The organism is Paenibacillus glacialis (assembly GCF_001637205.1).
GTDB lineage: Bacteria > Bacillota > Bacilli > Paenibacillales > Paenibacillaceae > Paenibacillus_AQ > Paenibacillus_AQ glacialis.
In genome coordinates this window covers 21,021-38,651 of the sequence record NZ_LVJH01000010.1, presented here as the reverse complement: position 1 = coordinate 38,651, position 17,631 = coordinate 21,021, and the positions used below count along the sequence as shown (strand labels likewise).

Here is a 17,631-nt window from a genome sequence, read left to right as displayed (position 1 = left end):
TATAAGCTTGTTATGTATTATAAATGCATGTCACCATAACGTAAATTAATATTTCATAAAATCAAGAAAATCAATTCAAACGGCATGATTAGCGTTACATATTATTACATTAGGAGGCCCAACTTATATTAGTATTATTTCCCCCAGTTAGCCTGACAATCCGTCATTTCAAGAAGACACGGCTACACCGTCCCTTATGGATGGGCGTCCGTCTCTTCAGAAATATAAGAAGTAGAGTATCATGAAACTCATCCTTTCTTATATTTGAAAAAAAGACTACCTTAAACGATCAAGGTAGCATATTTCTATCTTTTCCATAGCTTGTTTAACTTTTTCCACCATCTTACCGAATTCGATTTAGCCTCATCTTTATCCTCATCATATCTGTGATTGTTATCTACTAGCCGATTAAGCCTATTTAATTGAAGCCCATAGTCATACATCGATGCAGCTACAATTGCTAGTCGGTATGATGCTTTGCCCTCTTGTTCGATATAACACTTAAGGGTTCCTTTGATAAATTCATCACTACTTTCTTCCATCAATAAAGCTTCTGTCGTATTGGGCTTCAGCTTATGATCGAATTTAAGTAGAATATGTTCATGAAATTTCGTTAACATTTCAATTTCTACGATGAAATCTTGGTCCGTATTCGATATTCGTTCCGATTGGAAGTAATGATCTTCGATCGTTTCCAGTACTTCTCGGCCCTTTTCCAATGCATGAAGCATTTGCTTATACACAACTAAATGCCTGCTTTCATTGAATGAGTTCCGTTTCATTTTCTTGTGTTCTTCTTCAAACAATACATACTTATCAGAGAGGGCTCTTATGTCACCTTCCAATTTGTTCTTTTCATCTCTAAATATATTTTCTTTCATTTCATCTGTAATTGATGTCCTGAGCAATAATGACATTTGATCAAAGATACCATGAATCTGTCCATACAATTGCTGCTTTGGTTTCGGTGGAATGACTAATATATTTATTAAAAAGGCCGAAACGATCCCAATAATACTAAGTGAGAATCGATTCAAAGCGAAATCCCACTGTCCTGAGGCTTCCATAACGGAAATTACAGTAACTAACGTCAACCCAATCGTGTCCCCCATATTAAGTTTCAGACAGATCATTATGACTAGAATACAAACAAGTCCAACCGCAATCGGCTCACTCGAGAAAAAATAACCCGCAAGCATCGCAATAACTGCGCCCAACGTATTGGTCTGGATTTGATCCAAAAAATAACGCCACGAACGATAAATCGAAGGTTGCATAGCGAATATAGCAGCCACAGCAGCAATCACGGAAGGGGCTAGATTAAGCCAAGAACTAAGATATAGCGCAAGGGTTACCGCAATCCCTGTTTTTAGCATACGCGCTCCAAAAGTCATAGCTAACTCTCCTTCACAATAAGTTATAAATGTATTACCCGATTCACGGAAAAATGTTTCAATAGCGTTTGTTGTGCTATTATGCATGAAATCTAAAAGATTGCTCATACTAATTCTGGAAAACAAAAGTATGAATGAGGTGAAATGAAACATGAGAACCATTACTCAACTAGCATTATCATCGGTGATCGTTGGTCTTATCGTGAGCGGAACACAAATCGTTTATGCAGATCCGGCTGTTCCTTCTATGGAACCCTCCCATCATAATAGACAACACCGACATCATCAACACGGTGGAATCACAAGAGATGCAGCTCAATTACTTGGCATGGAACGTCAGGATTTATTAAAAGAATGGCAAAAGGGAAAGACCCTTGTTCAAATCGCACAAACACAAAAGGGCTGGAGCGAAGAAACGTTCCTCCAAAAATTAAGTGACATTGAGTTCAAGAAGATAGACGAAGCCATTAAATCGGGTAAGATAAGTAAAGAACAAGGTGCACTAATCAAGAAAAAATTACCTGACAAGCTGAAGAACGTTCTGAACCATAAACCTGGCAATCACCATGAACGAATGCCCGGCACTTTTTCACACCTTTAATCTGATAGATTTATCAAACCAAGTTTTAAATAGTTTGCATTCCGTCTCAAACACAATTTGAATAGGCGCTAAAACTTTAAAATCCTAACTTTGTAGTTAGGATTTTTGTTGTTTCCTTTGAAATTATGATAATTTCTTCTTGTCAGGAGCCAGCACGGGTACTTCAAGTAAATCCAGAACAAACATGAAGATTGGCACTCCAAGAATAAGTCCCCATACGCCTAAAAAGTGTTCAAACACGATTAGAACGGTAAACGTATAAAAGATAGGCAAGTGCGTTTTGGAGGACATAAATTTAGGATTCATAAAGTAGGCTTCAAAAGCATGCAATGCCGCAACCATCGCAAGCACATACACTACTTTGATGATTCCACCCATTTTAAAGGCAATAGCACACAAAGGGACTAATGAGACAAAGACACCTACAACAGGGACTAACCCTAACAGAAAGATCATAATTGCTAGAGCGAACAAGTTAGGGAATCCCATAATCCAGAGAAATAGTGTTGAAATAATGCAATTGATGATGGAAATCAGGAATTGAACTTCAATCACTTTACCGAATGAGAATACGAACTTCTTACCAAAGTAAGCTAACTCATCATAGAAATAAGAAAATTTGCTATCCTTAAATTTAGCACTGAACTGCGTAACTTTCTCCTTCTCTAGCATGAAAAACAAACTCATAATAAGAGCAATTCCAATGTTAAAGCTCCAAGCGCCTATATTAGAGACTGTCTTCATAATAATACTCCAGCCTTGATCCACATAACTCGCAACATCAATCTTACGGAGAGACTCCATTAAATAATTCATCACTTTATTATCCGTTGGCTCAAAGGATTTACTATAAAAAGAAACCACTTGTGCTACAAGATCATTAAGCTGCGTTATGACCTTAGGAGCATAATTATATGTACCTACTGTTAAAACGGTTAGAACTAGAGCATAAAGAATAACAATCATTGCTATACCATTAATTTTAAAACGACTACTAACTTGTTGGGTGAGAAAAGAATGAAGTCGATTAACCAGATAAGTAATGATAAACGTGATTAATAAAAGGTTCATCATACTTCTAAATAAGTAAAGCGCTAAGACCAGCGTTGTTAGAACCACTATCCTTCTAACTGGCGGGCTTTGGAGAGATTCTTTAAAGGATGTCATCAGTATGGTTATGCTCCTAGTGTTCAAGGTATTTTTTAAAATATAGGTAACGTCTTCTTCACTTCAATTCACTATGGTCTATTGTATCATTAGACTCATACTGTTGAAAAGTGTGATCATACCTGAAAATATATTTGACGCACGATACAATAACCAATTTGGGAATTTAGCTTATCTCATTCCATCAAAAATTAAAATCCCCTTAAAAATATACAAAACATTTTTATAAACTCTTAAGGATTGAATTCGTAACTTCTGATACACTGGTATCTATATAGATTGAACTAAAGACGAACCCCCATATTCATGATTCTCTTAGAAATGATTGAACTTGTGAGCGCAAACTTTAGTGCAATCTATCTAGTAAGCGCGCATATATTAAAGGGGGATTTGAAGTAAATGACTGACAAAGAATTAGGAAATCCAGGAAATGAATCATCCGAAGTAAAACCAGAAGAATCGAACTTAGACAATAACACGAATAATGAAAGTGTAGTTGAGTTAAGCGAATCGACGAACATTCCAACTTCAGAGCCACTTGACTTGAAAGAGGATACGATTATTCCTCCATCGCTAGATGCACAGAATCTATCAGACAATGCTTCTGCTCCTACTCCAACATCAAGTGGGAACAGTAAGATATGGATGGGGCTTTCACTTGTACTTGCTGTCGCACTTGTTATCGTCCTTATTAAACCGCCTTTTAGCGGTGGAAGTAATAAAGCCGTAGCTACCGTAAATGGCGTAGATATTACTAAGGACAAACTGTATGACCAATTGGTTACGATTGGTGGTGCTCAAACACTAGAAAACCTTATTACTGAGGAACTTATTGAGCAAGAAGTCAAAAAAGCGAATATCACCGTTACTGATGCAGATCAGACTAAGGAATTAGAATCTCTTAAGAAGAGTCTTGGAACTGAAGAAGCATTCAATCAAGCCCTTACTCAAGCTGGCATGACATTGGAAGACCTCAAGAAAGAAATGAGTGTTCAGGTAAAAATCCGTAAATTGGTAGAACCACAAGTGAAGGTAACTGATGCTGATATCAAGAAATATTTCGAAGAAAATGTCGGTGCATTTGATACAGCAGAACAGGTACGAGCTTCGCACATTCTAGTTGCTACTAAAGCAGAAGCGGAAAGTATCTTGAAGGAACTTAAAGGTGGAGCCGATTTCGCTACCCTTGCCACTGCTAAATCTTTGGATACAAGATCCAAAGAGAAGGGTGGAGATATGGATTTCTTCGCTCGGGGTGCAGTTGGTGACGAGAATTTTGAAAATGCAGCCTTCGCTCTAGATAAAGGCCAACTAAGTGGCGTTGTCCAATCAAGTGGCGGATTCCATATCATTAAAGCAACTGATCACAAAGATGCACACAAAGCAACTTTGGAAGAGAAATCAACAGAGATTAAAGAGCTGTTAACAAGTCAACAAATTACAACTTTATCTTCAACTTGGTTGACTACGATCAAAGAAAAGGCCGACATCAAGAACACATTGGAAAAAGAAGAGGTACCTGCAACAGAAGCAGTAGAAACACCAGTAAAATAAATATTCCAATAAATAGACCGCATGGGGTATTCTCCATACGGTCTATTTTCTATTTTCATTCCTTTATTGATGCCAATGTGATACTGATACTTAAGAGAATGCTCACATTTGCCTTCTTTCATTAAATGTAGGGAATCAAATATAGGTCTTATATCCCTGAGGCAATAATTATTAAGACCTATGATGTAGACTCTTTCTCCTATATAATGATAATATATAGACAAGAAGTTACATGAATTAGGAATTAGGAGGATGCTTACTATGTCTTGGCTATTTAAACTTCCACTTCACCAAAAAGTTATCGCTGGATGTTACCTTGTTGCTGCTCTTTTCTCTCTTCCTGTCTTTGTTACCTTTATTGTTATAGGAAAGATTTTTGTTGGAATTATATTAATTGTGTTACTCCTAGCTCTTACATACCCTCTTTCACGCTTTATCGAGAAAGCGCTGTCATCATCTTTTGATGAGATATCTATCGTTACTTCCCGTATTGCCCAAGGTGATTTTACGGAACGGGCCAGTGAAACAGGTTCCATGACCGCATTGAATCAGTCCTTCAATAGTATGATTGATAAACTCACTACGATACTAACTGATGCCTCTGGCATTACGAAACAAGTCATGGGAACAAGCCGAGGTATTACAGACAAGAATCAAGAACTAAAACTAGTCATGACACAAGTTGCTCATTCTTCGCATGAACTAGCTGTCGGAGCCAATGAAATTTCTCAAGATATTGCAGGTATGACAGAGTCCATTCAGGATATTGAAGAAAAGGTAAGTAATTATACTCTTTCAACTAAAGCTATGAATGAACGTTCTATACATACCCTACAACTCGTGGAAAGCGGTCGTGAATCCGTCGCAAAACAATCTGAAGGCATGAAAAAAAATATTCACGCCACTCAACAGGTTTCCAATTCCATTGATGCCCTATCCAGGAGCGCAAAGCGTATTTCTAGAATTACAAAGTCTATTTCTGATTTAGCAGAACAGACAAATCTACTATCCCTCAACGCTTCCATTGAAGCAGCACGTGCTGGAGAACATGGTAGAGGATTTGCCGTTGTAGCTCAAGAAGTGCGTAAATTAGCTGAAGAGTCAGCAACTTCCACGCAGGGGGTTTTTGGTTTAGTACGAAATATAGAAGACGATATACAGCTAGCCATCGGGAATATTCTTATCAACGAAGAAATCGTAAGTCAGCAGAATGAAATGATCCATGAGGCTGAACAAATATTTACCCAAATTATACAAAGCGTTCAGTACATTTCCGAACAAATCGCAGCCTTCTCCAATGAAAGCGACAACATGTTGGAAAGTGCCCGTAAGATTTCTTCCTCAATTCAGAATATCTCAGCTATTACTGAACAATCTGCAGCTGGTACGCAACAAGTATCTGCATCCATGAACGATCAGATGTCCACAATCCAAACTGTAGCTGAAGAGGCAGAGATTATGAATAAAGCTGTCTTCCAACTTCAGAAAACAATTCAGATTTTCAAATTTTAAAATAACAAACAAAGAGACCCGTTTAGTAAATGGGTCTCTTTGTTTGTTGTTTTAGCATGATTCACATTCTTGATCACTTACAATCACTTTAGATCGTCCGAAGAATCCTGAACATTATTAATCTTAATCTCATGTTCATCAACCGTTTCTATGACTGGCCGATAGTGAGTAATACGATTATGGTCATTTTTCTTCTCTACTCTGTTTCGCCGTATCAACCACAGAACTATCCATACAATAATAGCAACAAGTATGATCGGTGAAGCACCAAACAGAATAACGACTATCCACTGAAACAAGATTGTTAGAGCATTGATTGTTCCCTTTAGCGCATCGTTAGCTCGATCGAATAGAGGTGCCTTCTCTTCATTAATTAAGGCTGGGTCTACTATCCCGTCCTGTTGATACAATCGAATCTCGACCGTAGAGTAGGATACATTGTTATTTATGTATCGCATCCTCCCTTTAACTAGTTCAATATCCTCCTGAATTTTACCTAGCTCATTTGCAAAAGAGACCAACTCGTCCGTCTTCGTTGCCTTTTTCATAAACTCTGTATACTGCTTCTCCATAAGCTCTTTAACTTTAAGTCTAGATTCCAGATCTACATATTCCTCTGATACGTCTTGACCCTTAATACTTTGCTGTAATGATTCATGCTTTATTTTCTCTATATTGTCTAATAAAGATGAGAAACCATTCACTGGGACTTTAAGTACAAATGTGCCTCCAACCTCTTGTGTCGATTGATCCTCTGAGAACTCCACAATATATCCACCTGAGAGGGATGCCAAATTCCTCACTTCGGACTGTGCCGTTGCGTAATTCTTGACGCGCATCACAAGATTGGCTGTGTAAATAAGTTTTTTATTCAAAGCCTCCGCAGTTGAAGCACCGTTAAATCCCTTTAGTTGCTCGACAGGTACAGCAGACGTTGATGTCGTTACACTCTGTAGATCCTTCTCTGATATTATTGTATTTTCTTGATCCGATGGAAGCTCTGCTGGTGATTCGGCTGTACCACTATCCTCAGATAAGGATTCCTCCATTCCCACATTGATTGGTGACCCAGCCTTTGCTGTAGATTGGTTAGCATTGGATGCTGAACCAGAACAACTACTTAGTAACATTGATAATAACAGAATGCAAATAAACCCCCGTTTACGCATGCTATTCCCACCCGCTTCCTTTCATATTTGCTCAGCTATTTCCGATTCTAATGAGAGAACCGAAATTAGATGCTTTCTTTAAAGACGTTTACAATACTTGGAAGGTTGCGTGTAAATGAATTTAAATAACAATGCTTCTTGTTTGTGTGAAGGATCTGCGTGTATAATAATACAGCAAACATATGTTTGTATCGCTATAACTCAGTCAACTTCGTAAGTCACAGGAGGTCCTATGAAAGGTACTACACATCTTGCTATTGGAACAGTTATCGGTGTTGCTGCTGCCATGTATTATCCATTTACGATACAGAATGCAGCTATTTATATTGCAGTATCAGCCTTTTCTGCTCTCAGTGCAGATCTAGATGGACCCAGTATTCTAAGCTCCAAGATTGGTAAAGTGTCTAGACAACTTCGTCAATTCCTTGTCTGGGTTGGCGTCTTACTCGTATCCGTGTTAACCTTTCTATTTCTATCTGAGCAGTCTTTCTACCCCGAATATTCCATTGTGTGTCTGATTGCTTTACTTTTTGGTTTCATTACCAAGGAAGGATTGATTCGAAATGCACTGGTCAGTGCAATAGGAGGATTAATCATGTATGGGGGCTGGGTTTTCCATATGAACTGGTTAATCGGACTCGGTTTATTTATAGCTTGGGCACCATGGTTGAAACATCGAGGCATGACCCACACGGTGTGGGCTCTATGTTTATGGGGAATCATAAGTTATGGAATGGAACAACAGTTACAAGTTAAAGGCTTAATGTCTGTATCAACGACCAGCTATCTCTCCCATCTACTCGCTGATACGTTAACACCACAAGGTGTGAAATGGTTGTATCCCTTTTATAAGAGATCAATAAAGCTACGGCTGTAATGTCATAAACAGCGTGATCTAAGAAAGACGGTCGCAGAACGGTGTGTGGATACCGTATGCGACCGCCTTTAACCCATTAAAATAAATTTCAATTTCTTTGTTACATGTGGACTAAGGTTCACCTTCAGCATTATAAGCTCCCTAGTTCGGATTCACTCTCATATCAACCTCATTCCCCCATGACCCGCCCCCGACGAACAAATAATCACGATCACCTCGTAAGTATGTTCTTTCCTCTAAAGAAATCTATGAGAAAATCTTATTTTTCAATTTACTTTTTCTTTTTTTCTAGAAGCTAGTTGTATATCGAAGCTCTTTAAAGTTATAATGATACAAAATGTATCAAACTACGCTGTTGATTAACGATACAATATGTATCAAATCAAATATCATGTCAAATTGTTTTTATGCCTTTATTGATTATTATGGTTGATATGTTTAGGGAGGAAGATGAATGAAGATTGGGGATCGAATTGCAGAATTGCGAGAGCAGAAAGGATTGACGCAAGAAGAATTGTCTAACCTTGTCGGTATCAGCCGAGGGGCATTGTCGCACTATGAGAAAAGTCGAAGAAACCCGGACTTTGACACACTTACACATATTGCCGACATACTTCAAGTTTCCCTTGATTATTTAATCGGAAGAAAGCCGTTATCTCAGAACACCGTTGATCCACCATTACAAGGGTATCCAGAATAAGAGTTCAATCTTTTTATTAACAAAAATAAGCTGTCGCTATAGCGACAGCTTATTGTATTCAACTAGTAACCATGAGATTCGGAGAGGATAGAACATCACTACAGATAAATGCGCTTATTCTCTTTGCCTGATTGATAAATTCCTGCAATCATTTCTTGAGTCTTGAGCGCTTCTTTGCCGTCAATATAAAGAACTTCACCAGTCTTCAGGGCTTCATAGTAATCACGAATTTGTTTCAAATGACTAACACCCCAGTACATTTTCACGCCTTGGCCATAATCTACCACTTCATTTGGATCCTTATCTTTAGTAATTTCGGTTCCATCATTGTATCTAATCATCGCCTTTTCAGCGACCATCTTAGCGATACCCTTCTCACAATGAACCTCAATTTCTACTGGAGCATCATAACTGTAGTAATTTACAGCGAAGAATCCACCGAATATCCCACTCTTAAACTTCATAACACCCTCAACACTATCTTCTACCTCGATTGATTCGTGAGCACGGTTACCCATTTGAGCATCAACATACTCAATTTCCTCTCCTACGAACCAGCGCATCAGGTCCATCGTATGAATGGCTTGGTCAATCAGTACACCGCCCCCCTCCTTCTCCCATGTCCCTTTCCAATCGCTTAGGCTATAGTATTCGTCAGAACGGTTCCAAGTTACCGAGCATTTGGCTCCGAGAACTTGTCCAAGGCTACCATCTAGAATAGCATTCTTAATCAGCTGTGACCCTGGATTATAGCGATTTTGAAATATGACTCCCAGTGTTACGCCATTACTCTCACATAGTGCCACCATTTCGCGAGCGTCTTCTGTACTTATGCTCATAGGTTTCTCTGTCAGTATGTGCTTGCCCTTGCTAGCCGCATAAGTCGTCATAGGTGCATGTAAATAATGTGGGGTACAAATATGAACAACATCAATTTCTTCTTTATCTAACATTTCTTCATAGCTCGTATAGAAATTACAATTATGTTTCTCAGCAGCTTGTTTAGCGCGATCTTCCTTGATGTCACATATCGCGACTAACTCAGCAACATCAGATAACTGTATTGAAATAGCATGCATTGGAAAAATGTTTCCACATCCAATAATACCTACTTTAAATTTACTCATGAACTAATACTCTCCTTTGTTGTTGAATCTTGTTAGTAATGTCATGATCATTAGTGATATACGTAAGTGTTAAGCATGTATCGTATTCAACCAAGCCTTAGAAATAAGTGCATGACCTGCGGGTGTCGGATGTACGCCATCTTCCGCAAAGTACGCAGGATCAATCTGTGTACTTACTGACGCAAACAACCCGTCCAGTGGGACATACAGTGTATGAAATTCACGTGCTAACACACGAATCGCCTGGATCTTGGGATCTAAATCTTCCCTCCACGCCTTACGATCCTCCGGTACAGGCAAGCAAAATGGCTCCACCAAAATCAATTTGGCATCTGTATGTTCATGGGTTCGTTCAATCAATTTACGATATCCTTCATAAAACTGTTCAACAGAGGTTGGATCATTATCGTCATAGCGTCTCCAAACATCGTTTATACCGATGTAAATCGACACCCACGATGGGTTTAGCTGCAAACAATCTTCATCCCATCTACGATTAAGGTCAGTCACACGATTACCGCTGACTCCTCGATTAAGAAAGTTAATATTCTTGTTTGGATACTTACGACCCATTTCAGCAGCAGTTAGTAAAGCATACCCAGAGCCTAAGCTTCCCTTGTTCGAATAGTCTCTCCCACAATCCGTGACACTATCTCCTTGAAAAAGAATAGTTCCATTATTCTCAATCGTAAACACCTAAATTTCAACTCCCTTAAGAATATGTATTCTTGATGCCCATCTAGTTTATTCTACTCTTACTAAACCGTCTATTAAAGTTATCTTATTTGAAGGATATAAAACAAATCTGCACATTAAAAAAAAAGTCCTTGGGAGTACCCCAGGAACTTTCTTAGGTCAGGATCTATTACGCAAACGAAGGTTTGTGGTCATTTACATTCCCACTAAGCACTTTAACATACTCTTTATCGCTTCCTTCAACAGAAGGACCTATAAACAGTGCTCCACCTTCAAATTTACGGGCACTCATCCGATTGGCTCGAGATATGGTTCTCCCTCTCGCTACGGTTGCATTTCTAATTGTTTCATACTTCACAACCCAAGGTCCTTTGGCGGGTAAATCTAGATGAGATTGACGAAAGCTGTCGTTATTATTCATTGTGTTCCCCTCCAACTAAATGCCTTATGGTACGAAGTAATTCGTCATTAAAAGTTACAATATCTTCCAAATTGTCTTCAGGTATCATTTCAACACCCGAAATGTGTACGGAGAGAACATGTTCTCTACCTAAAGGATAGCATAGCACATATACGTCCGCAACTTCCTTGCGCTTGAAGAACGTCCACTTACCACTATTATATACATCAAGCACATAAATTGGTTGTGACATTTCATCCAATTCTTGAACATTAAATGAATAAAATCGACCTCTCCCTACATTCCCTCCGACTTGTCTAATTCCATCATTCCCTTTCTTTTGCCAGAAGGCCGCACCCGTGACGCGACAGTTGACTGGAGAGATGAACGAATTACGAACTGCTTCGCTTAATGCGTGATATTTCTGTTCTTCTGGAACCGTAACATTACGATTGAACTCCCAAAAAAAATGAAGAATGCTCTGCTTTCGTTGTAATTCCTCTTCCTTTTGTTTAAGGAGGAGAAATGGATCTATATAATGCCTCTCACGTTCAATAACATCCAATATTTTAATGCAAGCGGCAGTAACCGCTGCTTCATAATTACGATCATTACGGCATTCATATTCCAAAATTGTTAAACCTGCAAGATCCGAGAGCAAATGGAATTGATCTATGTTAACTCCAGTAATGAGATCATCCCTTTGTATTACTTCTTGTGGAACCATACAGAATACACGATTCCTTCTTAGTTTCCCCCAAAATAAACCCATTTCAAATATTGTATTATCTCTTGTAATGAAGACATGTTTGCCACGAATAAGTGCCACATCATCTGGAGAAAATACAAATATTCCGTAATCACTTTGATCTAAAATACGTTCTAATGATTCCATCGTATACTCATTTGCACCAAAGGTTCCTGCAAACCAAGGTGTAACTTGAACTAATCTGCCGATTTGCGATTGAATCGCACTAGCATATCTTATGGATTCTCTTGCTGATCCAATGAATAAATTAGGTTTTATACTTTTGGTAGGCAAAGGCATGTTCTCCTTTATGAGAAATTAAAGAAATTCACTATCACCCATTATACATTATTACCATTTTTTAGGGAAGTTTGTGCTTGAAAGGGTTTTCTTATCCTTTAATGAAGTCCTCATAAACTTCAAAGCTAGGGACATACGAAAGAGAGCCTGTCTCTTCGGGGTAATCCGAGCGCAGACAGACTCTATTTTCTTTACCAATTCTGGAACGCGTTCTCTATCAAAATGAGTAATCTTCTCGATAAAGCGGTGGTTCTCTAGTGGCGTAGGACCACGACTACCCACTGTACCATACTCTGGTTATTATCGATTGGATGCCCCTGACGATTTGTCAGCGTTGTATCGTCTTCACCCGAGACCATTCGTGGATCTGTTGAGAGGTAGGATCCAGACCATTAATTCATCGCCCTTTTATTTATGCGATATCTACGAATGATTCGGTACTCGACCGTAAACAGCATCAGAACCTGATCAGCATTTTGCGCGATGCTGATGTGCGCATCATGTTACTCGGTTACAGCACTGTAGCTGAGGGTATTACAAACCGAAAGAACATAGTTACTTATTACGTAACACATCATGCAAATAGAGGTCCCGCTAACATATTGTGACATGTTGGCGGAACCTCTATTTCCATTCCATTTAAAATCTATATGAATTAGGAATGAATATTCATTCCTAATGTAAGAAGCTAAAGAATCAATGAAATGTCAAAATCACTTTCGTTTGTCATACGCTATGTAACCAATACTATAGTATAATGGACTTCCACTATATTTTTTATGAGGAGCGAGAATATCCTATGAAGATTACAATAACAACGTTAGCTGAACAGAAATTACAAGATGCCCTCGGTGATCAGCCTGGATACTTCAGGCTTACTTATGATACGGAAGACTGCGGCTGTGATGGAATATCCGTATTATTGATCAAAAGCGAACCAGACAACGGAGATGTCAAAATTGATGCTGGCTCTCTTCCATTTATCATTAACACGAATCATCAGATTTTCTATGAAGAGTTCCTGTTACTTGATGTGGAACCTAATTTCCCTTCATTTAAATTATCCAGTGATTCAACGATTTACAATACTAACCTTAAGACTAGAGATATGCGCGTTTAATTATACAGCAACCAAGTAATCAAGGGAGCTACGCATGAGCCCGCTATCGCACATACGGTCATCGCTACAGAACTCATCGAAACGGACTCCTCACCGTATTCGAGCGCTTTGGCTGTACCGAGCGCGTGCGAAGCCGTCCCGAGGCCTATACCAAGACCGGTCTTACCTTTAATTCTGAATAGCTTTAAGATATAAGGTGCGCCAATGGCGCCCGTAAATCCGGCAATCATCACAAATACCGAGGTTAAGGACGATTCACCACCAAGATTATGCGATATTTGAATGGCTACTGGTGTAGTAATGGATTTAGGTAATAAAGAGAGAACGTATAGTTTCGGGAATCCCAAGGCAATCGCCAGAAATATTCCACTGAACATCCCTACAAGTAGGCCCGTAAGTGTTCCTCCTAGAATAGCCAGAAGATTACGGCGGAGCACGTGGCGCTGCTTATATAAAGGATAGGCTAATGAGACGACAGCCGGCCCCAGTAGTTGGCTAATCCATTGGCCACCGATCATGTAAGTATCATAGGGAATCCGAAAATACAACAGCAGGACAACAACAACAAAAGAAGCGGTTAGCGCAGGCATAAGCACGGGAATGTGAACACGTCTATAAATCATGGACATCACAACATAAATGCTTACATTAATAAGAACAATTATTACTGCAGTTAATGACATTATAGTTCTTCTCCCTTCGCTCTGACTTCACTTACTCCGCTTCTATTGCTGTTACTCCATCTTGCCAACCATTGACTGGAATGTGCAGCCGCTCCAATCGTCAGTACCGTACTTACGATGAGTATAACGATCAGTAGCAGGCCTCTTCCGCTGAATATGCCCAAGTGATTTACAATACCTGCCGTCGCAGGAATGAAAAATAACGGAAGATACGATAGAATAGCGGTTGAACCTTGCTCAATCCATCTTACAGGCACTACCTTGCATAATAGCAACACAAAAAGCAATAGCAACCCTACGATACTTCCCGGAATCGGGAGATGAAGTAGCCCTTGTACATAGTCTCCTGCCAAATAAAACAAATATAACAATCCGACCTGAACAATGATTCGAATGATTTTCATGATGTTGAAGTCCCTTCATTAATTAAACGTATAATTTCTTATATTTTAAAAGACACGAACTCTAACAGACTAACAGAGTTTTCATAATTATTTCAATGGTTTTTATGAAAATTGTATGTAATATTCATTGTCGATCAATTAAAATGACATTTTGATTGCTCTAAGGGTTAAATTAGTACGAATTTTTGTTATAATCAATGCACATCGCGTTTTAACCATTCAGATAAGGATAAAGGAGACGTTACCATTGACTAACATCATTAAAACCTTAACTATTGCCGGAAGTGACTCTAGCGGAGGCGCAGGCATTCAAGCGGATTTGAAAACTTTTGAGGAATATGGAACCTACGGCTTAAGCGCCTTGACTACCATAGTTACAATGGACCCGGACAACGGCTGGCACCACAATGTTTATCCAATTGATGCTGCTATTGTCGCGGAACAACTGAAGACCGTCTTTGCAGGTGGACCTGTTGATGCTATGAAGACTGGCATGCTCGGAAGTGTAGAAATTGTACGTGTCACTGAACAAGCCATTAAGGATAATCGCCAGAGTAATGTAGTCATTGATCCAGTCATGGTATGTAAAGGCGAAGACGAAGTTCTGAATCCTGAGAGTGCTCATGCGATCCGCGATTTGCTGCTGCCATTAGCAACCGTAGTAACGCCTAATCTATTTGAAGCAGGTGTCTTGTCAGGTCTTGGCAAACTCTCTACGATTGAAGATATGAAGGAAGCTGCTCGCCTTATTCATGAACTAGGAGCAAGTAATGTCGTAGTAAAAGGTGGTAAGTCGTTGGACGGAGATCAAGCGATAGATGTCTTCTACAACGGATCTGAATATACGGTCTTTACAGCAGACAAAATTGAACCTGCTACGAATCATGGAGCAGGTTGTACCTTTGCAGCAGCGATTGCTGGCGGTCTTGCTAATGGACTAACGGTTGACGAAGCAGTTGCGAAAGCCAAAGATTTCGTCTTGGCTGCCATTCGAAACGGTTTTGCGTTCAATGAATATGTAGGACCTGTCTTTCATGGTGGCTACCGTTTAGGGCAGTAGGAAATTGTAATATAGCAAACAATGGAAGTCCAGAAGGCGAATATTACCCTCCGGACTTCCATTTTCATTTTGAAAGATCACTATGTAATGATCATGTTTATGCTTTGCATCAGGTCTAGAGATTCACGCCTTCACCTTCTTCTATTAATGGTTATTCGTACTTCCGAGTATTTCAGATAACGTAAATTTGTTTACGATGTCCCACTAAAGATTACAAGCAAAGCTAAACGGCCTCAGTCCCATTGAATTCAGGACTAAGGCCGCATAACTCTTTTTTTATTTTCTGGTATTGTCTACATGACGGATTGCACTTCTCTGTTTAGACCAAGCGTCCGCGCTGTTGAAGTATGAATTTCGTGTATAAGCTCTGGTTCTTGTAACAATGACACGCCATAAGAAGGAATCATTTCTTTTATTTTCGGTTCCCACGTTTTTATATGTTCCGGGAAGCATTTATTTATGACCTCAAGCATGACGGAAACGCCGGTAGAAGCACCCGGAGAAGCACCAAGCAATGCGGCAATCGAGCCATCAGCAGAACTAATAACTTCCGTACCAAATTGAAGTGTCCCTTTACCGGCAGTAGTATCTTTGATAATTTGAACACGTTGGCCAGCTACCACTATATCCCAATCCTCACTTTTGGCGTTCGGGATAAACTCTCGTAACTCTTTCATGCGCTTCTCTTTCGATAACATAACTTGCTGGATTAGGTATTTTGTCAATGAAAGGTTTTTTGCACCTGCCGCCAACATAGTAATAACATTATTCGGTTTTACAGAACCTAACAAATCAAACATTGATCCGGTTTTTAAGAACTTTGGTGAGAACCCAGCAAATGGTCCAAAGAGCAACGATTTTTTATTATCGATAAATCTGGTGTCAAGATGCGGAACAGACATTGGAGGTGCACCAACCTTAGCTTTACCATATACTTTGGCATGATGCTGTGCTACAACTTCCGGATTATTACACACCATAAATAGTCCACTTATCGGGAATCCACCAATATGTTTCCCTTCAGGAATACCAGATTTCTGAAGTAAAGGAAGACTTCCTCCCCCGCCGCCGATAAATACAAATTTTGCAGTATGGCGTTCCACTTTACCGCTATCATTCCTTACTTTCAATTCCCACAAGCCATCGCTAGTACGTTTAATATCATCAACACTATGCTTGTAATTGATGTCGACGTTTTTGTTCTTTAAGTGGTCGAACAGCATGCGCGTTAAAGCACCAAAGTTGACATCCGTACCAGAGTCAATTTTTGTTGCCGCTATAGGTTCATTCGGTGTACGGTCTTTCATAATAAGCGGAATCCAATCCATCAGTATTTTCGGGTCATCGGAAAATTCCATCCCATGAAACAGAGGATTGTTTGACATCGCTTCAAAACGTTTTTTCAAAAACGCTACATTTTTTTCCCCTTGTACTAAACTCATATGAGACAATGGCATGATAAACTCTTGCGGATTACGAATCAGATTGCTTTTTACAAGATAAGACCAAAACTGCATTGAATCTTGAAACTGTTCATTAACATTTATAGCTTTGCTAATATCTACCGATCCGTCCGGTTTTTCGGATGTGTAGTTAAGCTCGCACAGTGCAGCATGCCCCGTTCCCGCATTATTCCATTCGTTAGAGCTTTCCTCTCCTGCGTTTGCTAGTTTCTCAAACACCGTAATTTTCCAGTCCGGTGCTAATTCTTTCATCAGTGACCCTAAAGTCGCACTCATGATTCCGGCACCAATTAAGATAACGTCTGTTTCGGTTTGTCTATTGCTCAATTTTTACCTTCCTTACATGCTAATATATTTTTAAAAAAGATGTGGATGCTCCTGCCTGCTTGGGCTTTCACTATTATTAATAGATTAAGATATTTTCTATTTATATGCTATTAAAAAACCGATAAATTTCAGTGATGACATACTGTTACAGTGAAGAAGTGAGAGAACGTCCACAAAACCATAGCTATACAAAAAACCAAGGCCTTAACCCAGCTACTTGCAAGGGTTGTGACTTTGGTTTGCCGTTTCCAGTAAATAGCCGCCCTTAGAGTTCCTTAATAGCGCTGTACTGCTATATTTTGGACATGAAAAATGCTCTACTTTCCGGT

General features: G+C 39.3%; 17 protein-coding genes and 1 pseudogene. 7 read left to right on the top strand and 11 right to left on the bottom strand.

The window, feature by feature from the left end:
• Positions 1 to 305 precede the first annotated feature (305 nt).
• Entirely contained in the window at positions 306 to 1,394 is a 1,089-nt protein-coding gene (locus tag PGLA_RS08165) for an FUSC family protein (RefSeq protein WP_068531447.1), read from the bottom strand.
• Positions 1,395 to 1,545: 151 nt separating this feature from the next.
• Here PGLA_RS08165 and PGLA_RS08160 point away from each other — a divergent pair, with 151 nt between their 5' ends.
• Positions 1,546 to 1,995, top strand: a complete 450-nt coding sequence (locus tag PGLA_RS08160) for a hypothetical protein (RefSeq protein WP_068531446.1) — start codon at positions 1,546 to 1,548, stop codon at positions 1,993 to 1,995.
• A 123-nt stretch (positions 1,996 to 2,118) separates the two neighbouring features.
• Here the strand turns inward: PGLA_RS08160 and PGLA_RS08155 are convergent, their stop codons facing one another.
• On the bottom strand, positions 2,119 to 3,162 hold the full coding sequence (locus PGLA_RS08155; RefSeq protein ID WP_068531445.1) for an AI-2E family transporter: 1,044 nt from the start codon (positions 3,160 to 3,162) through the stop codon (positions 2,119 to 2,121).
• Positions 3,163 to 3,561: 399 nt separating this feature from the next.
• Between PGLA_RS08155 and PGLA_RS08150 the strand changes: the two genes are divergently transcribed.
• Both PGLA_RS08150 and PGLA_RS08145 read left to right on the top strand, forming a co-directional pair.
• Entirely contained in the window at positions 3,562 to 4,716 is a 1,155-nt protein-coding gene (locus tag PGLA_RS08150; protein ID WP_068531444.1) for a foldase protein PrsA, read from the top strand.
• Positions 4,717 to 4,977: 261 nt separating this feature from the next.
• Positions 4,978 to 6,228 carry a methyl-accepting chemotaxis protein gene (locus PGLA_RS08145; protein WP_068531441.1) on the top strand — a complete coding sequence of 417 codons (1,251 nt, stop codon included), beginning with the start codon at positions 4,978 to 4,980 and terminating at the stop codon, positions 6,226 to 6,228.
• An 83-nt stretch (positions 6,229 to 6,311) separates the two neighbouring features.
• Here the strand turns inward: PGLA_RS08145 and PGLA_RS08140 are convergent, their stop codons facing one another.
• Positions 6,312 to 7,397, bottom strand: a complete 1,086-nt coding sequence (locus PGLA_RS08140) for a DUF4349 domain-containing protein (RefSeq protein WP_068531439.1) — start codon at positions 7,395 to 7,397, stop codon at positions 6,312 to 6,314.
• Between the two features lie 232 nt (positions 7,398 to 7,629).
• Here PGLA_RS08140 and PGLA_RS08135 point away from each other — a divergent pair, with 232 nt between their 5' ends.
• Together PGLA_RS08135 and PGLA_RS08130 are read left to right on the top strand one after the other, a co-directional pair.
• Positions 7,630 to 8,274, top strand: a complete 645-nt coding sequence (locus PGLA_RS08135) for a metal-dependent hydrolase (RefSeq protein WP_068531437.1) — start codon at positions 7,630 to 7,632, stop codon at positions 8,272 to 8,274.
• 454 nt (positions 8,275 to 8,728) lie between these two features.
• Positions 8,729 to 8,974 (top strand): helix-turn-helix domain-containing protein, encoded by a 246-nt coding sequence (locus PGLA_RS08130; RefSeq protein WP_084410850.1) that lies wholly within the window; start codon positions 8,729 to 8,731, stop codon positions 8,972 to 8,974.
• 98 nt (positions 8,975 to 9,072) lie between these two features.
• Here the strand turns inward: PGLA_RS08130 and PGLA_RS08125 are convergent, their stop codons facing one another.
• The 5 genes and pseudogenes from PGLA_RS08125 to PGLA_RS28840 form a co-directional block, all read right to left on the bottom strand.
• Positions 9,073 to 10,101 carry a Gfo/Idh/MocA family protein gene (locus PGLA_RS08125; RefSeq protein ID WP_068531435.1) on the bottom strand — a complete coding sequence of 343 codons (1,029 nt, stop codon included), beginning with the start codon at positions 10,099 to 10,101 and terminating at the stop codon, positions 9,073 to 9,075.
• Between the two features lie 69 nt (positions 10,102 to 10,170).
• Entirely contained in the window at positions 10,171 to 10,797 is a 627-nt protein-coding gene (locus PGLA_RS08120) for an SGNH/GDSL hydrolase family protein (protein WP_068531433.1), read from the bottom strand.
• Between the two features lie 169 nt (positions 10,798 to 10,966).
• The gene (locus PGLA_RS08115; RefSeq protein WP_068531431.1) at positions 10,967 to 11,218 is read right to left on the bottom strand and encodes a hypothetical protein; all 252 of its coding nucleotides are present in this window, start codon (positions 11,216 to 11,218) and stop codon (positions 10,967 to 10,969) included.
• Entirely contained in the window at positions 11,211 to 12,245 is a 1,035-nt protein-coding gene (locus PGLA_RS08110; protein ID WP_068531429.1) for a TIR domain-containing protein, read from the bottom strand. The genes PGLA_RS08115 and PGLA_RS08110 overlap by 8 nt, the downstream gene beginning before the upstream one ends.
• 192 nt (positions 12,246 to 12,437) lie before the next feature.
• Positions 12,438 to 12,604: pseudogene (locus tag PGLA_RS28840) on the bottom strand (catalase); the annotation flags it as partial.
• A gap of 440 nt (positions 12,605 to 13,044) precedes the next feature.
• Between PGLA_RS28840 and PGLA_RS08105 the strand changes: the two are divergent.
• Positions 13,045 to 13,365 carry an iron-sulfur cluster biosynthesis family protein gene (locus PGLA_RS08105; protein ID WP_068531427.1) on the top strand — a complete coding sequence of 107 codons (321 nt, stop codon included), beginning with the start codon at positions 13,045 to 13,047 and terminating at the stop codon, positions 13,363 to 13,365.
• On the opposite strand, the gene PGLA_RS08100 is transcribed toward PGLA_RS08105, so the two are convergent.
• Positions 13,362 to 14,048: an LrgB family protein gene (locus PGLA_RS08100; protein ID WP_068531425.1), complete on the bottom strand. Its 687-nt coding sequence runs from the start codon at positions 14,046 to 14,048 to the stop codon at positions 13,362 to 13,364. The genes PGLA_RS08105 and PGLA_RS08100 overlap by 4 nt on opposite strands.
• Entirely contained in the window at positions 14,048 to 14,452 is a 405-nt protein-coding gene (locus PGLA_RS08095) for a CidA/LrgA family protein (RefSeq protein ID WP_068531423.1), read from the bottom strand. The genes PGLA_RS08100 and PGLA_RS08095 overlap by 1 nt, the downstream gene beginning before the upstream one ends.
• Before the next feature lie 247 nt (positions 14,453 to 14,699).
• Between PGLA_RS08095 and thiD the strand changes: the two genes are divergently transcribed.
• Positions 14,700 to 15,512, top strand: coding sequence for a bifunctional hydroxymethylpyrimidine kinase/phosphomethylpyrimidine kinase (gene thiD, locus PGLA_RS08090; protein WP_068531421.1), 813 nt, complete (start codon positions 14,700 to 14,702; stop codon positions 15,510 to 15,512).
• Positions 15,513 to 15,805: 293 nt separating this feature from the next.
• On the opposite strand, the gene mqo is transcribed toward thiD, so the two are convergent.
• Positions 15,806 to 17,302, bottom strand: a complete 1,497-nt coding sequence (mqo, locus tag PGLA_RS08085) for a malate dehydrogenase (quinone) (protein WP_068531419.1) — start codon at positions 17,300 to 17,302, stop codon at positions 15,806 to 15,808.
• Positions 17,303 to 17,631: the final 329 nt, after the last annotated feature.